This is a genomic window from Mesorhizobium sp. L103C131B0 (genome assembly GCF_000502275.1).
GTDB lineage: Bacteria > Pseudomonadota > Alphaproteobacteria > Rhizobiales > Rhizobiaceae > Mesorhizobium.
Map to the genome: position 1 here is coordinate 20,107 of NZ_AYXC01000022.1, position 18,453 is coordinate 38,559.

At 63.3% G+C, this 18,453-nt stretch carries 14 protein-coding genes; 10 read left to right on the plus strand and 4 right to left on the minus strand.

Translation table 11 applies throughout. The features are described from left to right. The first annotated feature begins 61 nt into the window (after positions 1 to 61). The 3 genes from X730_RS139085 (at position 62) to X730_RS03815 (ending at position 3,800) form a co-directional block, all read left to right on the plus strand. Positions 62 to 1,921 carry an ATP-binding protein gene (locus X730_RS139085; protein WP_023816202.1) on the plus strand — a complete coding sequence of 620 codons (1,860 nt, stop codon included), beginning with the start codon at positions 62 to 64 and terminating at the stop codon, positions 1,919 to 1,921. Continuing rightward, entirely contained in the window at positions 1,918 to 3,267 is a 1,350-nt protein-coding gene (locus tag X730_RS139080) for a sigma-54 dependent transcriptional regulator (RefSeq protein WP_023827387.1), read from the plus strand. Before X730_RS139085 ends, X730_RS139080 begins: the two co-directional genes overlap by 4 nt. Positions 3,268 to 3,452: 185 nt before the next feature. Continuing rightward, positions 3,453 to 3,800, plus strand: a complete 348-nt coding sequence (locus X730_RS03815; protein WP_032885862.1) for a hypothetical protein — start codon at positions 3,453 to 3,455, stop codon at positions 3,798 to 3,800. A 17-nt stretch (positions 3,801 to 3,817) separates the two neighbouring features. Here the strand turns inward: X730_RS03815 and ggt are convergent, their stop codons facing one another. The 3 genes from ggt to X730_RS139065 form a co-directional block, all read right to left on the minus strand. Continuing rightward, complete coding sequence (ggt, locus tag X730_RS139075) at positions 3,818 to 5,557, minus strand: gamma-glutamyltransferase (RefSeq protein ID WP_023669665.1); 1,740 nt, start codon at positions 5,555 to 5,557, stop codon at positions 3,818 to 3,820. A 138-nt stretch (positions 5,558 to 5,695) separates the two neighbouring features. Continuing rightward, positions 5,696 to 6,988, minus strand: a complete 1,293-nt coding sequence (gene rhaI / locus X730_RS139070; protein ID WP_023669664.1) for an L-rhamnose catabolism isomerase — start codon at positions 6,986 to 6,988, stop codon at positions 5,696 to 5,698. A gap of 107 nt (positions 6,989 to 7,095) precedes the next feature. Continuing rightward, on the minus strand, positions 7,096 to 9,198 hold the full coding sequence (locus X730_RS139065; RefSeq protein ID WP_023736114.1) for a bifunctional rhamnulose-1-phosphate aldolase/short-chain dehydrogenase: 2,103 nt from the start codon (positions 9,196 to 9,198) through the stop codon (positions 7,096 to 7,098). Between the two features lie 183 nt (positions 9,199 to 9,381). On the opposite strand from X730_RS139065, the gene X730_RS139060 reads away from it, so the two are divergent. The 7 genes from X730_RS139060 (at position 9,382) to X730_RS139030 (ending at position 16,511) form a co-directional block, all read left to right on the plus strand. After that, positions 9,382 to 10,185 (plus strand): DeoR/GlpR family DNA-binding transcription regulator, encoded by an 804-nt coding sequence (locus X730_RS139060; RefSeq protein ID WP_023669662.1) that lies wholly within the window; start codon positions 9,382 to 9,384, stop codon positions 10,183 to 10,185. 48 nt (positions 10,186 to 10,233) lie between these two features. Continuing rightward, positions 10,234 to 11,229 (plus strand): rhamnose ABC transporter substrate-binding protein, encoded by a 996-nt coding sequence (rhaS, locus tag X730_RS139055; RefSeq protein WP_023669661.1) that lies wholly within the window; start codon positions 10,234 to 10,236, stop codon positions 11,227 to 11,229. Positions 11,230 to 11,313: 84 nt separating this feature from the next. After that, positions 11,314 to 12,855 carry a sugar ABC transporter ATP-binding protein gene (locus X730_RS139050; RefSeq protein WP_023827388.1) on the plus strand — a complete coding sequence of 514 codons (1,542 nt, stop codon included), beginning with the start codon at positions 11,314 to 11,316 and terminating at the stop codon, positions 12,853 to 12,855. After that, positions 12,852 to 13,829, plus strand: a complete 978-nt coding sequence (locus X730_RS139045) for an ABC transporter permease (RefSeq protein ID WP_023699531.1) — start codon at positions 12,852 to 12,854, stop codon at positions 13,827 to 13,829. The genes X730_RS139050 and X730_RS139045 overlap by 4 nt, the downstream gene beginning before the upstream one ends. Then, on the plus strand, positions 13,826 to 14,821 hold the full coding sequence (locus tag X730_RS139040) for an ABC transporter permease (protein WP_023827389.1): 996 nt from the start codon (positions 13,826 to 13,828) through the stop codon (positions 14,819 to 14,821). Before X730_RS139045 ends, X730_RS139040 begins: the two co-directional genes overlap by 4 nt. After that, a complete protein-coding gene (gene rhaM / locus X730_RS139035; RefSeq protein ID WP_023827390.1) occupies positions 14,821 to 15,138 on the plus strand; it encodes an L-rhamnose mutarotase in 318 nt (105 codons plus the stop codon). Before X730_RS139040 ends, rhaM begins: the two co-directional genes overlap by 1 nt. Further along, complete coding sequence (locus X730_RS139030; protein ID WP_023745311.1) at positions 15,135 to 16,511, plus strand: FGGY-family carbohydrate kinase; 1,377 nt, start codon at positions 15,135 to 15,137, stop codon at positions 16,509 to 16,511. The genes rhaM and X730_RS139030 overlap by 4 nt, the downstream gene beginning before the upstream one ends. On the opposite strand, the gene X730_RS139025 is transcribed toward X730_RS139030, so the two are convergent. Next, positions 16,512 to 18,338 (minus strand): alanine racemase, encoded by a 1,827-nt coding sequence (locus X730_RS139025; RefSeq protein ID WP_023827391.1) that lies wholly within the window; start codon positions 18,336 to 18,338, stop codon positions 16,512 to 16,514. It lies immediately after the preceding gene. Between the last annotated feature and the right edge of the window lie 115 nt (positions 18,339 to 18,453).

Consider the following 18,453-nt stretch of genomic DNA (forward strand, 5'->3'; position numbering starts at 1 on the left):
GCAAGTGCGGACATCCGCATGACTGAATTGTGCTTTGTGCGAAATCATGCACAAATAGGGAATGCTGCAACGCCCTGCCGCGGTCCTGTCGCCGACGCCCGAGCAACTCGGCAAACGCGCGCGTCGCGCCTGGCTGCTGTTTGCGGCGATCGCGCTGGTGATCGTTGCCACGGCGCTCACCGGCGCCGGCCTCTACGCGCGCCGCGCCGAGGTCGCGGCACTGGCGGCGCAAGGCCGCACCGATGCCAATCTGAAGGTTGCGTTGCTGCGCGCCGTGCTGGAAAGCCCGCGGGCGCTGCCGCTGCTCTTGTCCGAGGACCAGCAGGTGCATGACGCCCTGCAGAACAAGGGCGCTGTCACGATCGACGTGCTCAACCGCAAGCTCGAAGGGCTGGTCTCCGGCACCAAGGCTTCGGTGCTTTACGTCACCGGCGTCGACGGGTTTGCGATCGCCTCCAGCAACTGGCGCGAAACAACCAGCTTCGTCGGCAACGACTATGGTTTCCGCGCCTATTTCTCCGGCGCCATGCAATCGAGAACGGCCGAATATTTTGCGCTGGGCAACATCAGCAAGCGCCCGGGCCTCTATATTTCGCGTCGCGTCGGCAATGCGGCGGCACCGCTCGGCGTCGTCGTCGTTAAGATGGAATTCGACCAGCTTGAAGCCGACTGGCATGAGGCCAACCGGCCGGCCTATGTCAGCGACGACCACGGCGTCGTGCTGATCACCAGCGTGCCGTCCTGGCGCTTCATGACCACCGCGCCGCTGACCGGCCCGGTGGCTGCCACCATCCGGAGCAGCCAGCAATTCGGCAACGCGCCGCTGATCCCCTTGCCGATCACACGCCCCGAGGCATTGAGCCCTGACGTGTCGATGGTGCATGCGATAACACCGGGCGGCAGCGATGCCGAATATCTCAGGCTTTCGACACTGGTCCAATCGACGCCATGGCGGCTCGATTATCTCGTGCCGGTCGAAGCGCCGATCGCGGCTGCGGTGCGTGAGATGCGGCTGCTGGCGCTGGGCGTCGTGGTGCCGTTGCTGGCGCTGGCCGGCTATCTCCTGTGGCGCCGTCAGTCGGCGCAGATGCGCATCGCTGCCGAACAGGCAGCGCGCATCGAGCTCGAGCGCCGCGTCGTCGAGCGTACGCATGACCTCAGCCTGGCGCGCGACCGGCTGCAGGCCGAGATCACCGATCACCGCAGCACCGAAGCCAAGCTGCAGGTCATGCAGCAGGAATTGGTGCAGGCCAACCGTCTTGCTACCCTCGGCCAGGTTGCCGCCGGGGTCGCGCATGAGATCAACCAGCCGGTGGCGACGATCCGCGCCTATGCCGACAATGCGCGAGTGTTCCTGGAGCGCAAGCAGACCGCCTCGGCCGAGGAGAACCTTGGCGCGATTGCCGCGCTGACCGAGCGCATCGGAGGCATCACCGAAGAGTTGAAGGTCTTTGCCCGCAAGGGGCGCACGGCAGCCGAACCGGTCGAATTGCGCGGCGTCATCGAGGGCGCCGTGGTGCTGCTCAGAAGCCGCTTTGCCGGTCGGCTGGACGCACTCGATATCACGCTTCCGCCGGTAACGCTCAAGGTGATGGGCAACCGGCTGCGGCTCGAACAGGTGCTGATCAACCTGTTCCAGAATGCGCTGGAAGCGCTGGACGGGCGCGACGGCGCCAGGGTGCAGGTGTCGGCCCAGGAGACGGCCGACGGCGTGGCGCTTGCCGTCGCCGACAATGGGCCGGGCATTTCGCCTGCCATCCTCAAGTCATTGTTCACGCCGTTCAACACCTCGAAGGAAAAAGGCCTCGGGCTCGGCCTCGTCATCTCGCAGGACATCGTCGCCGACTATGGCGGACGCATCGAGGTGGCGAGCGACCAGGCCGGCACGCGCTTTACCATTCACCTCGCCAGGGCAGCATGATGGACACCGCACCGGTCGTATTGATCGACGACGACAGCGAATTGCGGAGGGCCACGCGGCAGACGCTGGAACTCGCTGGTTTTTCCGTCTCGGCCTTTGCGGTGGCGAACGAGGCGCTGGCCGGGCTCGACGCCAATTTTCCCGGCGTGGTGGTGTCCGACATCCGCATGCCCGGCATTGACGGCCTGCAGCTCTTCGACCGCGTCTTGCAGCTTGATGCCGACATTCCGGTCATCCTGGTCACCGGGCATGGCGACATCGCGGTTGCGGTCAAGGCGATCAAGGATGGCGCCTACGACTTCATCACCAAGCCTTTCGCCGCCGACCGGCTGGCGCAAAGTGTGGCACGGGCGGCGGAAAAGCGCCGGCTGGTGATGGAGAACCGCGCCTTGCGCGAAAGCGCCGAACAGGCGCAAGACGGCCTGCCGCTGATCGGGCAGACGCTGGCGATGGAGCGATTGCGCCGGACGCTGCGGCAAATCGCCGATACCGATGTCGACGTTCTGGTGACCGGCGAGACCGGCTCCGGCAAGGAGGTGGTGGCGAGCCTGCTGCATCGCTGGAGCCGCCGCGCCAGGGGCAATTTCGTGGCGCTGAATTGCGGCGCGCTGCCGGACACGGTCATCGAAAGCGAGCTGTTCGGCCATGAGGCCGGCGCCTTCACCGGCGCACAGAAGAAGCGCATCGGCCGGATCGAGCATTCGAGCGGCGGCACGCTGTTCCTCGACGAGATCGAAAGCATGCCGGCCTCGACCCAGGTGCAGATGCTGCGGGTGCTGGAAATGCGCGAGGTGACGCCGCTCGGCACCAATGAAATCCGGCCGGTCGACCTGCGCGTCGTCGCCGCCGCCAAGGTCGATCTCGGCGATGCCAGCCGGCGCGGCGCCTTCCGCGAGGATCTCTACTACCGGCTCAATGTGGTGACGATCTCGATCCCGCCGCTGCGCGAACGCCGCGACGACGTCGCCCTGCTGTTCTTCTACTTCGCCGAGCGTGCAGCCGCCCGCTTCCTCCGGCAAATGCCAGCAGTGCCTGCCTCAGTGCACCGCCATCTGAGCCAGCACGACTGGCCGGGCAATGTGCGTGAACTCGCGCATTTCGCCGAGCGTTTCGTGCTGGGACTCGAGGAAGCGGCGCAAGCGCCACCTTCCGCCCCGGCGGAGCCGGATGACGCCAGCTCACTGCCGGAACGGCTGGAACGCTATGAAGCCAATGTCATCCGCGAGGCGCTTGGCCGCAATGACGGCGATGTCCGGCGAACGATTGAAGCGCTCGGCATTCCGCGCAAGACCTTCTACGACAAGCTGCAGCGGCACGGCATCGTGCGCAGCGATTTTTCCAGGTAATTCATTTTCTAGGTAATTCAGGCGTGTGGACCCGAAAGCAGGGTAGATTTTGTGAACCGGCGCAAAAAAACCGTGGCAAGTCGGCATCAGAAAGTGTTGAAGACCGCATCGGCGGCCTTCGGCACGGCGCGATCCGGTTGCGCTCGGCAGATGTTGATGATTTGTTGCCGGTCAGCGGAGAATGAATGATGCGAGAACCTGTCGGTCAAGATGAATATGGATCGACCAACCCGTTCGATCCGGACGATCTGACCAATTTGAACGCGATCGGCCCGGCCATGGGCGGCGGCAACGACTTCGAGAAATACGCCGTTGCCGTGATCATCGTCTTCGGCGCGCTGATCATTGGCGGGCTGATGGCCGCTTCCATGACCTTTGGTCACCGGAACGGCTTCCTGTTTGCGCTTGGCGGCGCAACCGCGGCCTGGATATCGGGCAATGCGCTGCTCCTCGACCGTCCCCGCATCTACGCGGCGTTCGTCGTGATCGCGGCGCTGATGCTCGTCGGGTCGACGCTTACGCTCGTCCTCTGATCAATCTCTTGTTTTGATCAGTAGCCAATCGCCTCGCCGGATGCGGCGCGGCTGTCGATGGCGCCGTTGTAACGGGCGCCGCCGCCCTTCTCGATTTCCGCCAGGCTCTTGCCGCCGACAAGAATGCCGGCAGCCTGACCCCAGGTAGAATCCGCGAGATCGAGGTGGTAGCCCATGCCGGCCAGCAGTTTTTCAGTGTCGGGCGACAGGCCGAACGGTTCGACATAGATCGTGTCGGGCAGCCATTGATGGTGGATGCGCGATGCGTCGATCGCCTCCTGGATGTTCATGCCGTGGTCGATGACGTTGACGATGGCTTCCAGCGTGATGGTGATGATGCGCGAGCCGCCGGGGCTGCCGATAACCATGAACGGCTTGCCGTCCTTGGCGACGATGGTCGGGCTCATCGATGACAGCGGCGTCTTCTTCGGCTGGATGGCATTGGCCTCTCCCTGCACGAGACCGTAGAGGTTGGGCACGCCAGGCTTCTGGGTGAAATCATCCATCTCGTTGTTGAGCAGGATGCCGGTGCCGTCCGCGACCACGCCGGCGCCGAACGAGCCGTTCAGCGTATAAGTGACCGCGACCGCATTGCCGTCATCGTCGATGATCGAATAGTGCGTCGTTTCCTTCGACTCGCCGAAGCCCTTCGGCATCAAATCCTGCGAGACGCCGGCGCGGAACGGGTCGATCTTGTCGCGGATCTCCTTGGCGTAACCCTTGTCGAGCAGTTTCGAGACCGGATTGTCGACGAAATCGGGATCGCCGAGCGCCGAGTTGCGGTCCACATAGGCGTAGCGCATCGCCTCGACCATGACATGCACGGTCTCGGCCGAGCGGGCGCCGAGATAAGACAGCGGGTAGCCCTCCAGCACGTTGAGGATTTCGCAGATGATGACGCCGCCGGAGCTTGGCGGCGGCGAGGACGTGATCTCATAGCCCCGATAGGTGCAGCTCACCGGTTGCAGCTCGCGTACCTTATATTGCTCGAAGTCTGAGTTGGCCAGAATGCCGCCCTTGGCGCCGCTCGCCTTGACGATGGCGTCGGCGATGGCGCCTTTGTAGAAGGCGTCGGCGCCTTTTTCGGAGATGGCGGCGAGCGAGGCTGCAAGATCGGGCTGGAGGAGACGCTCGCCGGCGCCATAGGGTTTGCCGTCCGGCTTCAGGAAGATGGCGGCGGCGGCAGGGTCCTTCGCCAGCCGTGCGGCATTGCTCGCGAATGAAGCAGCGTCGCCCTGGTCGAGGATGAAGCCATCCTTGGCATAGGCAATTGCCGGCGCCATCAAATCCTGGCGTGGCAGCGTGCCATATTTTTCACGAGCCATCTCGAACCCTGCCACGGAACCCGGTACGCCGACCGCAAGGTAGCCATCAAGGCTGGCGCCCTTCACCGGATTGCCGTCCTTGTCGAGATACATGGTCTTGGTTGCCGCCAGCGGCGCGCGCTCGCGGAAATCGAGGAAGGTCGATTTGCCGTCCTTGAAGCGGATGGTCATGAACCCGCCACCGCCGATATTGCCGGCATTAGGGTAGACGACGGCGAGCGCATAGCCGACGGCGACCGCCGCATCGACGGCATTGCCGCCCTTCTTCAGCACCTCGACGCCGGCTTCCGACGCCAGATGCTGGGCGGTGACGACCATGCCGTGCTCGCCCTTCGCCGGTTGTGGCGAGGCGGCATGGAGCGCGCCGGATGGCGCGAGCGCAATTGCGAGCGAAAGGGTGACGCCAATCAGCGTCCGGCGGGTCAAGGGCATGGCGGTGCTCCAAGTGCGGTGCCTAGAAGAGCTACATGGAGCGGCCGAGTCCATCATCAATATGAGCGAACACATATTGATGTTCGCCTGCCGGCAGAGGCAAGCTGATCTCCCCCCTGTGGTGGAGATTAGCCAATCTCAAACAATCCCGCCTGAACCGCCCACAACCGCCGGCCGTTCCGCCGCGACCTTCGCCCGGTAGCCCGCCGCGCGATATGCGGCGACTGGATCGATGGCGCCGCCTGTGTTCAGCCGCGCCATGGCAAGGATCGGCTCGACATCGGTGCGGTAGGCAGCTTTCAGCGTCTGCGTCGCCATCAGCGCATCATTGCCGTCTTGGAAACCCTCGAGCGCCTTGCGGTCGACCAGCAGCGCCTGCGCATAGGCGCGCTGCACCTCGACCGCCGACAGCATCAGGCTTTCGATCGGATCGGTGACGTTGTGGCTCTGGTCGAGCATGTGGGCGGGATCGAAACCCTCGGCGCCGGACAGCTCGGCATCGACCAGTTCGTTGAAGACCAGGAACAGCCGATAGGGATCGATCGAGCCGGCATCGAGATCGTCGTCGCCATATTTGGAATCGTTGAAGTGGAAGCCGCCGAGTTTCTTGAACTGGATCAGCCGCGACACGATCATCTCGATGTTGACGTTGGGCGCATGGTGGCCGAGGTCGACCAGGCAGTAGGCCTTGTCGCCCAGCTCCTTGGATATGAGGTAGTTGGTGCCCCAGTCCTGCACGACCGTGGAGTAGAAAGCCGGCTCGTACATTTTGTGTTCGGTGAACAGTTTCCAGTCGGCGGGCAGTCCGGCATAGATCTCCTTCATCGCGTCGAGATAGCGCTCGAAGGCTTTGGCGAAATTGACCTGGCCGGGGAAATTCGAGCCGTCGCCGATCCACACTGTTAGCGCCCTGGACCCCAGCGTCTTGCCGATCTCGATGCATTCCAGATTGTGCTCGACCGCCTGGCGGCGCGTGCCGGCATCGGCATGCGACAGCGACCCGAACTTGTAGGACAGTTTTTGGTCCCTGGCATCCGAGAAGGTGTTGGAATTCATGGCGTCGAAGCCGAGGCCGAAGCGCGAGGCCGCCTGCTTCAGCCGGTTCGGATCGGCCTTGTCCCACGGTATATGCAGCGAGACGGTCGGCGTCGCCTGTGTCAGTTGGCTGATGACGGCGCAGTCCTCGATCTTGTCGAAAATGTCGCGCGGCTCGCCGGCGCCGGGAAAGCGGGCAAACCGCGTGCCGCCTGTGCCGACGCCCCAGGACGGAATGGCGACGGCGAATTTCTCGACCTTGTCGCGGATGGCATCGATGGCGATGCCGCGGCGGTCGAGGCGTTCGCCGAGCGACGCGTAGTCGCGCTCGAGGTCGGGTTTGCGCTGGGCGTTGTGGCTGGAGACGAGATCGGCGGCGATGATGGTTTCGGACAAGTGCTATTCCTCCCAATGCGTTCAGTCAGCGCTGCCCTTCATCCGGCCCTTCGGGCCACCTTCTCCCCGTATAGTGACGGGGAGAAGAGAAGCGCTCCGCCCTTAACTCAGCGCGTAAAGCTCTGCGCGTTGCCGGCGTCGACGTTGATGATGTTGCCGGTGGATTTGGCCGACATGTCGGACGCCAGGAAATAGATCGCTTCGGCGATGTCTTCGGGAAACACCGAGCGCTTCAGCATCGAGCGCGAGCGGTAGTGTTCTTCCAGATCGTCGGTCGACATCTTGTAGGCGGCGGCGCGCTGTTCCTTCCACTCGCCGGTCCAGATCTTCGAACCGCGCAGCACGGCGTCCGGATTGACGACGTTGACCCGGATCTGGGCTTCCGCGCCTTCCAGCGCCAGGCAGCGGGCGAGATGGATTTCGGCCGCCTTGGCGGTGCAATAGGCGGCGGCATTGGGTGACGCGGCAAGACCGTTCTTGGAGGCGACGAAGACGACATTGCCGCCGATCTTCTGGGCCCGGAACAGCCGGAAGGCTTCGCGCGAGACCAGGAAATAGCCGGTCGACAATATGTCCATGTTCTTGTTCCACAGCGCCAGCGTCGTCTCCTCGATCGGCGCCGAGGAGGCGAGGCCTGCGTTGGAGACGAGAATATCAATGCCGCCGAACTCGACGGCTGTCTGGGCGAAGCCGGAAATCACCTGCTCCTCCGCGGTGACGTTGATCAGCACCGGCCGGACGAAGTCCTTGCCATAGGCTTTCGCCAGTTCGTCGTTGGCGTTGGCAAGTGCGGTCTCGTCGATATCGGCCAGCACGACGCAGGCGCCTTCGCGCAGCAGGCGATTGGCGGTGGCGCGGCCGATGCCGCCGGCGCCGCCGGTGACCAGCGCGATTTGGCCGGCGAGCGACTTCGGCTTCGGCATGCGCTGCAGCTTCAAATCCTCGAGCAGCCAGTATTCGATGTCGAAGGCCTCCTGCGCCAGCAGGCCGACATAGGACGAAACGGTCGAGGCCCCGCGCATGACATTGATGGCGTTGACGTAGAATTCGCCAGAGATGCGGGCGGTGGCCTTGTCGCCGGCGAAGGTGAACATGCCGACGCCGGGCATCAGGTAGACCACGGCGTTGGGGTCACGGATCGGGGGCGAGTCCGGATGCTTGCAGCTGTCGTAATAGGCCTGGTAGCCGACACGGTACTCAGCAATATCGTCGGCGAGGCGCGCAATCACGGCTTCGACGTCGGGCTTCGCTGGGTCGAACTCGATAACCAGCGGGCGGATTTTTGTGCGCAGGAAATGATCCGGGCATGAGGTACCGAGTGCCGCCAGCGGGCGCAAATCCCTGGAGTTGACGAATTCGAGCACAGCGGCGGAATCGTCGAAATGGCCGAGCTTGTGGCTCTTCTCCGAAATCAGGCCGCGGATCCTCGGCATCAGTCTCGCCGCGATGGCGCGGCGCTCAGCGGCGTCTAGCGATTTGACGACTTCGCCGCCGAAGATGGCGAGACCCTCGGAGCGGCGCTCGAACCATTCGATCGCCTGGTTGATGACCGAGATCGTCGTCTCATAGCACTCCTTGGGTGTGTCGCCCCAGGTGAACAAGCCGTGGCTTTCGAGGATGACGCCCTTGGCCTCGGGGTGTTCGACGCAGAATTTCTCCAGCCAGAGGCCAAGTTCGAAGCCCGGCCGCTTCCACGGCAGCCAGCCGATGGCGTCACCGAATATCTCCTTGGTCAACGCCTTGGAATCCTTGGCCGCGGCAATCGCGATAATGGCATCGGGATGCATGTGATCGACGAACGGCTTCGGCACATAGGCGTGCAGCGGCGTGTCGATCGAGGCCGCGCGCGGGTTGAGATTGAAGGTGCAGTGGGGAAGATAGCCCACCATGTCGTCCTCATGCGCGACGCCGCGATAAAGGCCTTTCAGCGCCTGCAGTTTGTCCATGTAAAGCGTGGCGAAACCGTCCAGCTTGATCGAGGCGCTGTCGCCGCCCGAGCCCTTGACCCATAGCACTTCGACTTCGGCGCCAGAGAGCGGGTCCTTCTGCCGGATCTTGGACGAGGTGTTGCCGCCGCCATAATTGGTGACACGCTTGTCGGAGCCGAGCGTGTTGGAGCGATAGACCAGAAGCTCAGGCTCGCTCAGCCCCTTGGCTTTAGCATCGTCCCAAAGGTTGGCAAGGCGCGAGCCGGAGCGCTTGTCGAGCATGATTATCCTCCCTGGGACGCAAAAGGCGCGGTCCATTTTGCCGGAAATGTCTACGCAAGCATCTCGGTTGTCAATCATAAACGATCAAGATCGATCATATTGCACTGCACAATGAAATTATATGAGCGGAAATGATTGACACTGGTGGTTTTCTAGTGCCTCATGACCATGCAGGGAGGAACCATGCACGAAAAAGAGCGCCACAGGATCATTCTGTCCGCCGTCCAGGAAAAGCCTGTGGTGACGGTGCAGGAGATGGTCGACCTGACGGACTCCTCCGAGGCGACGATCCGGCGCGATATCGCGGCTCTTCATGTGCAAAAGCGCCTGCGTCGCGTGCGTGGCGGCGCCGAGGCGATCTCGCCACCGCAGTTCATCGGCCTCGCCGGCCGGCCCTTTTCCGTCAACGAAACGCTTAACGCTTCGCAGAAGCGCGCGATTGCGCGCGAAGCGGTGGAGCTGTGCAAGGACGGCGAACCGATCATCATCAATGGCGGCACCACCACCTTCCAGATGGTGCATTTCCTGACCGGACGCCGCATGCCGATCTTCACCAATTCGTTCCCCATCGCCGAGCACCTGCTCAAGCATTCGAAGAACACCGTCATGCTGTCGGGCGGCACCATCTACCGCGAGCAGAACATCATCCTCTCGCCCTTCGACAATGACGTGACGCGTAATTTCTACGCGCGCCGCATGTTCATGGGCGCTCAAGGGCTCGGGCCGCTTGGCCTGATGGAAGGCGACCCGCTGCTGATCCAGGCGGAGCAGAAACTGATCGACCAGGCCGACGAACTGGTGGTGCTGGTCGACTCATCGAAATTCCGCCAGCGCTCGAGCCTGATCCTGTGCGGGCTCAAGCGCATCGCCACCGTCATCACCGATGACGGCATCGAGGATCGCGAAGCCAACATGCTGGAGGCCGCGGGTGTGACGCTGATCGTCGCCCGCAAGTCGGCAAAGGAAGAATCCTCGCTGCAGGCCTGAGGCCAACCGCAGCGACGATGGAATGCAACGCTCAAGGGAGGAAATACGATGAGCTTTCTGAAGAAATTGATGGTGACGGCCGCGTTCTCGGCCGCCATGTTCGTGAATGCCGCCTATGCCGAGAACGTCAAGATCGCGCTGGTGGTGAAGTCGCTCGGCAACGGCTTCTTCGACGCCGCCAACAAGGGCGCCGAAGAGGCGGCCAAGGAACTCGGCGATGTCGACATCATCTACACCGGCCCGACCAAGGCGACCGCCGAAGCGCAGATCGAAGTGGTCAATTCGCTGATCGCGCAGAAGGTCAACGCCATTGCGATTTCGGCCAATGACGCCGACGCGCTGGTGCCGGTGCTGAAGAAGGCCATGGAGCGCGGCATCACCGTCATCTCGTGGGATTCGGGCGTCGCCAAGGAAGGCCGCCAGCTGCATCTCAACCCGTCCGACACCGGCCTGATCGGCGAGACCATCATCAAGCTGGCCGCCGACTATCTGCCGGAAGGCGGCGAAGTCGCCATTCTGTCGGCTTCGTCGACCGCGACCAACCAGAACGCCTGGATCGACGCGGCCAAGAAGATCCTGCCGGAGAAATTCCCCAAGATCAAACTCGTCGCCACCGTCTACGGCGATGACGATTCGGCCAAGAGCACCGACGAAGCCAAGGGCCTGCTGAAATCCTATCCGAACCTCAAGGCGATCATCGCGCCGACCACCGTCGGCGTCGTTGCCGCTGCCCAGGTCGTCACCGACGCGAACCTGATCGGCAAGGTCAATGTCACGGGTCTGGCGCTGCCGTCGGAGTTCAAGAAGTTCATCGACAACGGTTCCAGCCAGGCGGTTGCCCTCTGGAATCCGATCGACCTCGGCTATTCCGCCGTCTACCTCGCTCATGATCTGGCGGTGAAGAAGGAAGAGGCAAAGCCGGGCGCAACGCTGTCGATCGGCCGCGTCGGCAAGGTCACGCTCGATGACAGCAACTCGGCTGCGATGGCTCCGCCCTTCCAGTTCGACAAGTCCAACATCGAAAAGTTCTCCAAGATCTATTGATCTCGGACGTCTCGGACCAAGCGCGGCGGGACCAAAATCCCGCCGCGACTTTAAACGGACCTTGTTTCAGGGCTTGATACGGATATGGACACGACAGCCCAGCACGGCATTGCGAAGGAGGAGCCCACGGGTCCTGCCCCGCGCCTGACGCTGTCCGGCGTCTCCAAAAGCTTTCCCGGCGTGCGCGCGCTGCACAATGTCAGCCTGTCGCTTTACCCCGGCCAGGTTACGGCGCTGATCGGTGAAAACGGTGCCGGCAAGTCGACGCTGGTCAAGATCATGACCGGCATCTACCAGCCCGACGCCGGCACGATCAGCATTGACGGCCAGGCCGTCACCCTGCCCAGCGCGCATGCCGCCTTCGGCCACGGCGTCACCGCCATTTATCAGGAAACCGTCCTGTTCGACGATCTGAGCGTCGCCGAAAACATTTTTCTCGGCCATGCGCCGCGCACGCGGCTAGGCACCATCGACTGGCGCACCATGCGAAAACACGCGCGCGAAGTGCTCGACACCATGCATGCCGGCCATATCAACGCCGATGCGCGGCTGAAAGACCTCGGCATCGCCAACAAGCATCTGGTAGCGGTTGCTCGCGCGATGTCGATCGATGCGCAGATCGTCATCATGGATGAGCCGACCGCAGCCCTTTCGATGAAGGAGATCGAGGAGCTTTTCCTGCTGATCGAATTCCTCAAGGAGGAAGGCAAGGCGATCCTGTTCATCAGCCACAAGTTCGACGAGATCTATCGGATCGCCGATCGCTACACCGTGTTCCGCGACGGCGAGATGGTTGGCGAGGGCCTTATCAAGGATACCGGCCAGAGCCAGATCGTGCGCATGATGGTCGGCCGCTCGGTCGATCACATCTTTCCGCAACGCAAGGCCGAGATCGGCGCGCCGGTGCTGTCGGTCGCTGGCCTTTCGCACCCGACCGAATTCAACGACATCGGCTTCGAACTGCACAAGGGCGAGATCCTCGGTTTCTACGGCCTTGTCGGCGCCGGGCGGTCAGAGGTGATGCAGGCGATATCGGGCATCACCCGCATATCGGGTGGAACGATCACGCTGGAAGGCAAGACGATCACGCCGAAATCGGCGGCGGATTCCATCGAAGCCGGCATCGTCTATGTGCCGGAAGAGCGCGGCAAGCAGGGCGTGGTGATCGGCCTGCCGATCTTCCAGAATGTCTCGCTGCCTTCGCTGAAGCGCACCTCCAAATCCGGCCTGCTGCGATTGTCGGAAGAATTCGCGCTCGCCCGCTCCTACACCGAGCGGCTTGACCTCAGGGCCTCCTCGCTCAGCCAGGATGTCGGCACGCTGTCGGGCGGCAACCAACAGAAGATCGTCATCGCCAAATGGCTGGCGACGGCGCCCAAGGTGATCATCCTGGATGAGCCGACCAAGGGCATCGACATCGGCTCCAAGGCCGCCGTCCACGGCTTCATGGCCGAGCTCGTCGCGCAGGGCCTGTCGGTGATCATGGTGTCGTCGGAACTGCCGGAGATTCTGGGCATGTCCGACCGCGTCGTCGTCATGCGCGAAGGGCTGGTTGCGGCGGTCTACGATAATAAGGGGCTGGACGCCGAAACGCTGGTCCGGACGGCAGCGGGGATCGCGGCATGAAGGCTCTCCTGAAATTCCGCGAGATCTGGCTGGCAGCGGCGATCGTCGCTTTGATTGCTCTGATCTCGACGCGCTTCCCGGCCTTTGCCGACCCCGGCAATCTCGCCCAGGTGTTCAACGACACCTCGATCCTGATGATCCTGGCGCTGGGACAGATGGTCGTCATCCTGACCCGCTCGATCGACCTGTCGATGGCCTCCAACCTGTGCTTCACCGGCATGGTGGTGGCGATGCTGAACGCCGCGCATCCGGCGATCCCGATCCCGCTGCTGATCGTCATTGCGCTGGCCGTCGGACTGGTGCTCGGCGCCATCAACGGCCTGCTGGTGTGGCGGCTGAACATCCCTTCGATCGTGGTGACATTGGGCACGCTCACCATCTATCGCGGCGCCACCTTCGTCCTGTCCGGCGGCGCATGGGTCAATGCCGACAAGATGAGCCCTGAGTTCATCGGCTTCCAGCGCGCAGCTTTCCTGGGCATTCCGGTTCTGTCCTGGATCGCCATACTGGTCATCGCGCTGTTCTTCGTGGTGATGACGCGAACCGCGCTTGGCCGTTCGATCTATGCCATCGGCGTCAACCCGACGGCGTCGGTCTATGCCGGCATCGATGTCGGCCGAACCAAATTCATCGTCTTCTGCATTTCCGGCATGATCGGCGGGCTCGCCGGTTATCTCTGGATTTCTCGTTATGTCATCGCCTCGGTCGAGGTCGCCAACGGCTATGAACTCAACATCATCGCCGCCTGCGTCATCGGCGGCATTTCGATTGCCGGCGGCATCGGCTCGGTCGGGGGCGCGGTGTTAGGGGCGCTGTTCCTCGGCATCATTTCCAACGCGCTGCCCGTCATCAACATCTCGCCCTTCTGGCAGATGGCGATTTCAGGCAGCGCCATCATCCTGGCCGTCGTGCTCAACGCGCGTGGCGAACGTCAGCAGGGGCGGATTATCCTGAGGAAAGCGGAAGCGGCATGACCGACACCCCCGCCCCGCGCCACATTCCCGACCGGCTCGACAAGCCGCTCTCCTCGGCGATCTTTTCCTGGGAGGCGCTGCTGGTCGTCGTGGCGGTCGCCATCTTCGCCATCAACAGTTTCGCCTCGCCCTATTTCCTCGACGCCTACTCCCTGTCGGATCTGACTTTCAATTTCACCGAGAAAGGCCTGATCGCCTTCGCGATGGCGCTGCTGATCATTTCGGGCGAGATCGACCTGTCGGTCGCCGCCATCATCGCGCTCGCCTCGACCATGATGGGCATGGCTGTGCAGGCCGGCGCCGACACGCCGGTGCTGGTGGCTATCGGCATCGTCGTCGGGCTCGGTTGCGGCGCCTTCAACGGGCTCCTGGTGACAAGGCTCGGCCTGCCCTCCATCGTCGTCACCATCGGCACGATGAGCCTGTTTCGCGGCATCGCCTTCATCATCCTGGGCGATCAGGCCTACAAAGGCTATCCCGAGAGTTTTGCTTTCTTGGGCCAGGGTTACGTCTGGTGGGTGGTGTCGTTCGAACTGGTGCTCTTCCTCATCGCGGCCGTCGCCTACTGGTTCCTGCTGCATCGCACCAGCTTCGGCCGCCGTGTCTTTGCCACCGGCAACAATCCGGTCGCGGCACAGTTTTCCGGCGTTCGCGTCGGCCGCATCAAATTCATCCTGTTTTGCCTGACCGGACTGATGGCGGGCATCGCCTCGGTGCTGATCACCTCGCGGCTCGGCTCGACGCGGCCGTCCATCGCGCAGGGCTACGAGCTTGAGGTCATCACCATGGTGGTGCTGGGCGGCGTCAGCATTCTGGGCGGCTCCGGCAGCATTGTTGGCGTCGTGCTCGCCGCCTTTATCATGGGGCTGGTGACCTTCGGCCTCGGCCTGCTCAACGTGCCCGGCATCGTCATGTCGATCTTCATCGGCCTGCTCTTGATCTTCGTCATCGCGCTGCCGATCGTCTGGCGACAGCTGCGTGGTAACAGCTGATGCCTGAGAAATACGCCTTCAAGATGCAGCTCAAACCCGGCATGAAAGCCGAGTACAAAAAGCGCCACGATGAGATCTGGCCGTCGCTGGTGGCGCTGCTGAGAGAGGCCGGCGTCGCCGATTATTCGATCCATCTCGATGAAGACACCAACATCCTGTTCGGCGTGCTGTGGCGGCGGGACGACCATGGCATGGCCGACCTGCCGAAGTATCCGGTGATGCAGCGCTGGTGGGCGCACATGGCCGACATCATGGAGACCAGGCCGGACAACCAACCGGTGGCCATCCCCCTGGAAACAATGTTCCATATGGCATGAGTGCGCTGCGCCACATCGCCGTCATCGACATCGGCAAGACCAACGCCAAGGTGGCGCTGGTCGATCTCGTCACGCTGAGCGAGGTGGGGTTGCGCCGCATGGCGAACGCGCCGCTGCGACAAGCGCCCTATCCGCATCACGATGTCGAGGCGCTGTGGACGTTTATCCTCAACAGCCTTGCCAGCCTCGACCGCGAACAGCGTATCGACGCGATTTCGATCACCACGCATGGTGCGACCGGCGTGCTGGTCGACGCCTCGGGCGAGCTGGTGCTGCCGGTGCTTGACTACGAGTTCGACGGCCCCGACCGGCTGGCGGCGGAGTATGACGCTGTCCGAGCGCCCTTCGCCAAAACCGGTACGCCGCGCCTGCCGGTCGGCCTCAATCTCGGTGCGCAATTCTTCTGGCTTGAGAAGCGTTTCCCCACCGAATTCGCCAAGGCCGCCGCGATGCTGATGTATCCGCAATACTGGGCGCTGCGCCTGACCGGCGTTGCCGCCAATGAGGTGACCTCGCTCGGCTGCCACACCGATCTGTGGAGCCCTTGGGAGGCGGACTTTTCCTCGATGGTCGACAGGCTGGATTGGCGCAGGCTGATGGCATCGGTGCGGCCGGCCAGGGACCAGCTCGGCCCGATCCTGCCGGCGCTTGCCGCGCGCACCGGGCTCGATCCGCAGACCCCGGTTTTCTGCGGACTGCACGATTCCAACGCCTCCCTATTGCCGCATCTTCTGTCCGACGAGCCGCCCTTCTCGGTCGTCTCGACCGGCACCTGGGTGGTATCGATGGCGGTCGGCGGCAGAGAGATTGCGCTCGATGCTGCGCGCGACACGCTGGTCAATGTCAGCGCGCTGGGCGACCCCGTGCCCTCGGCGCGTTTCATGGGTGGCCGTGAGTTTTCCCAGCTGACCAAGGACAAGCCGCAGGACTGCAGCGGCAGCGAGGTGCTGGCCGTTCTGACAAAAAAGATGCTGCTTTTGCCTTCTACCCAGCAGGGATCAGGACCGTTCCCGCACCATGCCGCGGCATGGCTTGGTGCCGAGGGCATCAGCAAAGGCGAGCGGTTCGCCGCCATCTCCTTCTATCTGGCGCTGATGACGGCGACCTGCCTTGAGCTGATCGGCGCCGACGGCCCGACCACCGTGGAAGGACCGTTTGCCCGCAACCGCCTCTTTGTCGGCATGCTGGCGGCAGCGACCGCGCGAATCGTCATCGCCTCCGAGGCCGCCACCGGCACCAGCATCGGCGCGGCGCTGCTGGCAACGGATCAGTCCGTTCCACACGGCAAGGGCGAGAGAACTGAACCGCAGACCGACCCGGTCTGGGCGGCCTATGTCACCGCGTGGCGCGCGGCAGTCGAGGCGCAAGGCTGATCACAAAATCCGCTTGCCAAAGGCCGACATGACGAAGTTGATGGCGTCGGCGCCGATCCGCGGCTCCAGACCGGCGGTCAGCCCGGAAACATCCATCGACAGCAGACCGCCGGACAGCGAGATCGCCTCCATTGCCTGATGCGTCTCGCGCACCGTCAGCCCGCCCGAGCCCGCAGCCCAGCCGGTAAATTCGGTCGCCGTCGGCGAATAGCTGACGTGAAAGCCCTGCGTGCCCGACGTCGCGATGCGGATCGCCTCATGCATGAGGTCGCGCATGCCCATGGCGTCGATGTCGGTCATGGTGAAGGCCGAGACACGCGAATCCTTGAGCACCCTTGCCTCCGCCGGATCGGCATGGCGCAGGCCGACGATGACGACATTTTCCGGCGACAGCTGCGGCTGCAGTGCGCAGGGCTTGTGATCGAGACCGAGCGCGCGGGCCAGCACCGAGACTTCAGGCATGTCTTTGGCCTCCTCGTACTCGGGCATCAGGGCGGCGATGGAATCGATCCAGATCAGGCCGAAGGAATGCGTCGCGCGCGCCGTTGCGGTCAGCGCCTTGTGGGCGATACGGCGATCGGCGCCGGCAGCGAGCCGGATCAAGCCCGAGGGCGGCCGCTCGACGTCGGCGAGTTCGACCACGTCGAAATTCATCGCCTCCAGACGCGCGCCGGTTCCCTCGCGGGCGATAATCCCGCCGGCTTCCGGTTCGGCCGAGATCGACACCATCTTGCGGCCGGAGAAATCCGCGACGTCGTGCATCGGCGCCTTCTCGACATATTCCGAGGTCATCGCCAGAAGCATGGCGCCATAATTCATGCGGAAGGCGACACTGTCGCCGACGGTAGGTCGCGGATCGGCATCCTGCACATCGAGCAGCAGATGGTCGCTGGAAGCGCCGAGCACCCTCACCCCCTTGGCGATCGGCGTCAGCCCTTCGACCAGCACGTCCTCGCGGCCTATATTGGCGATGGCGCGCAGCCGGTCGCCCTCGTCGGCGAAGACCGGCTGGTTGCCGAAGGCGTCGTAGCCGGATGTGCCGATCGGCCGCGAAGGCTTGAGTTTGACCTCGATGATGTCGCTGGTCAGCCGGCAGGCATCGGGTTCGAGTTCGGGCCACGGCACGTCGCGAAAGGTTTCGACACCGCCTTGCAGGATCGCCTCGCCCACGCGCAGATTGTTGATGCCGGGCGGCAGCTTGCCTTCGAGCAGCAGCGTCAGCGACGACGAGGCGCCGCCGGAAATGAAGTCGAGGCTTTTGCCGGACAGGCGCTCGGTCTTGTAGGCATGGGCGACGAGTTGGCCAAGGTTCTCCGGCGTCGGCATTATGGCGCCGAAGCAGCCGAGATTGGTGCCGATGCCGGCGATGCGCACGCCCTTGAATTCCAGGATCTGCTCGACGGTGGGGATCAGGTCGCTTGGCCAGATGCCTTCGCGGAGATCGCCGAGATCGATCATCAGCATGATATCGTGGACGCGGCCCATGCGCTCGGCAATGCGCGATATCTCGCGGATGGTGGTCAGTTCCGACTGCAGGCTGATGTCGACGGTGCGCACGACCTCCTCGACGCGCGCCATGGGCGGGCTGCGCAGCAGCATGACCGGCGCATTGATGCCGCTGTCGCGCAGCCGGCGGATGTTTTCGAAGCGCGATTCCGCGATGCCGGCAACACCGCCGCGCAGCATGGCCCGCGCCACTTGCGGCATGCCGCATGTGCCCTTCGTAACTCCGAACACCTTGATGCCGGACAGCGCGCAGCGCTCGACGATGGTGCGGGCGTTGCGCTCGATGCGGCCAAGGTCGATAGCGACTTGCGGTCCCGACATTTCGTCACTCAGGGTTTGTAGAATCTGTCAGCCAGATGCATCTTCCAGATCGTCGTACGATATTTGTCAAACTTTGCGCAGTGACGGCCTCAATGTTGGAAACCAGAGCAATTGT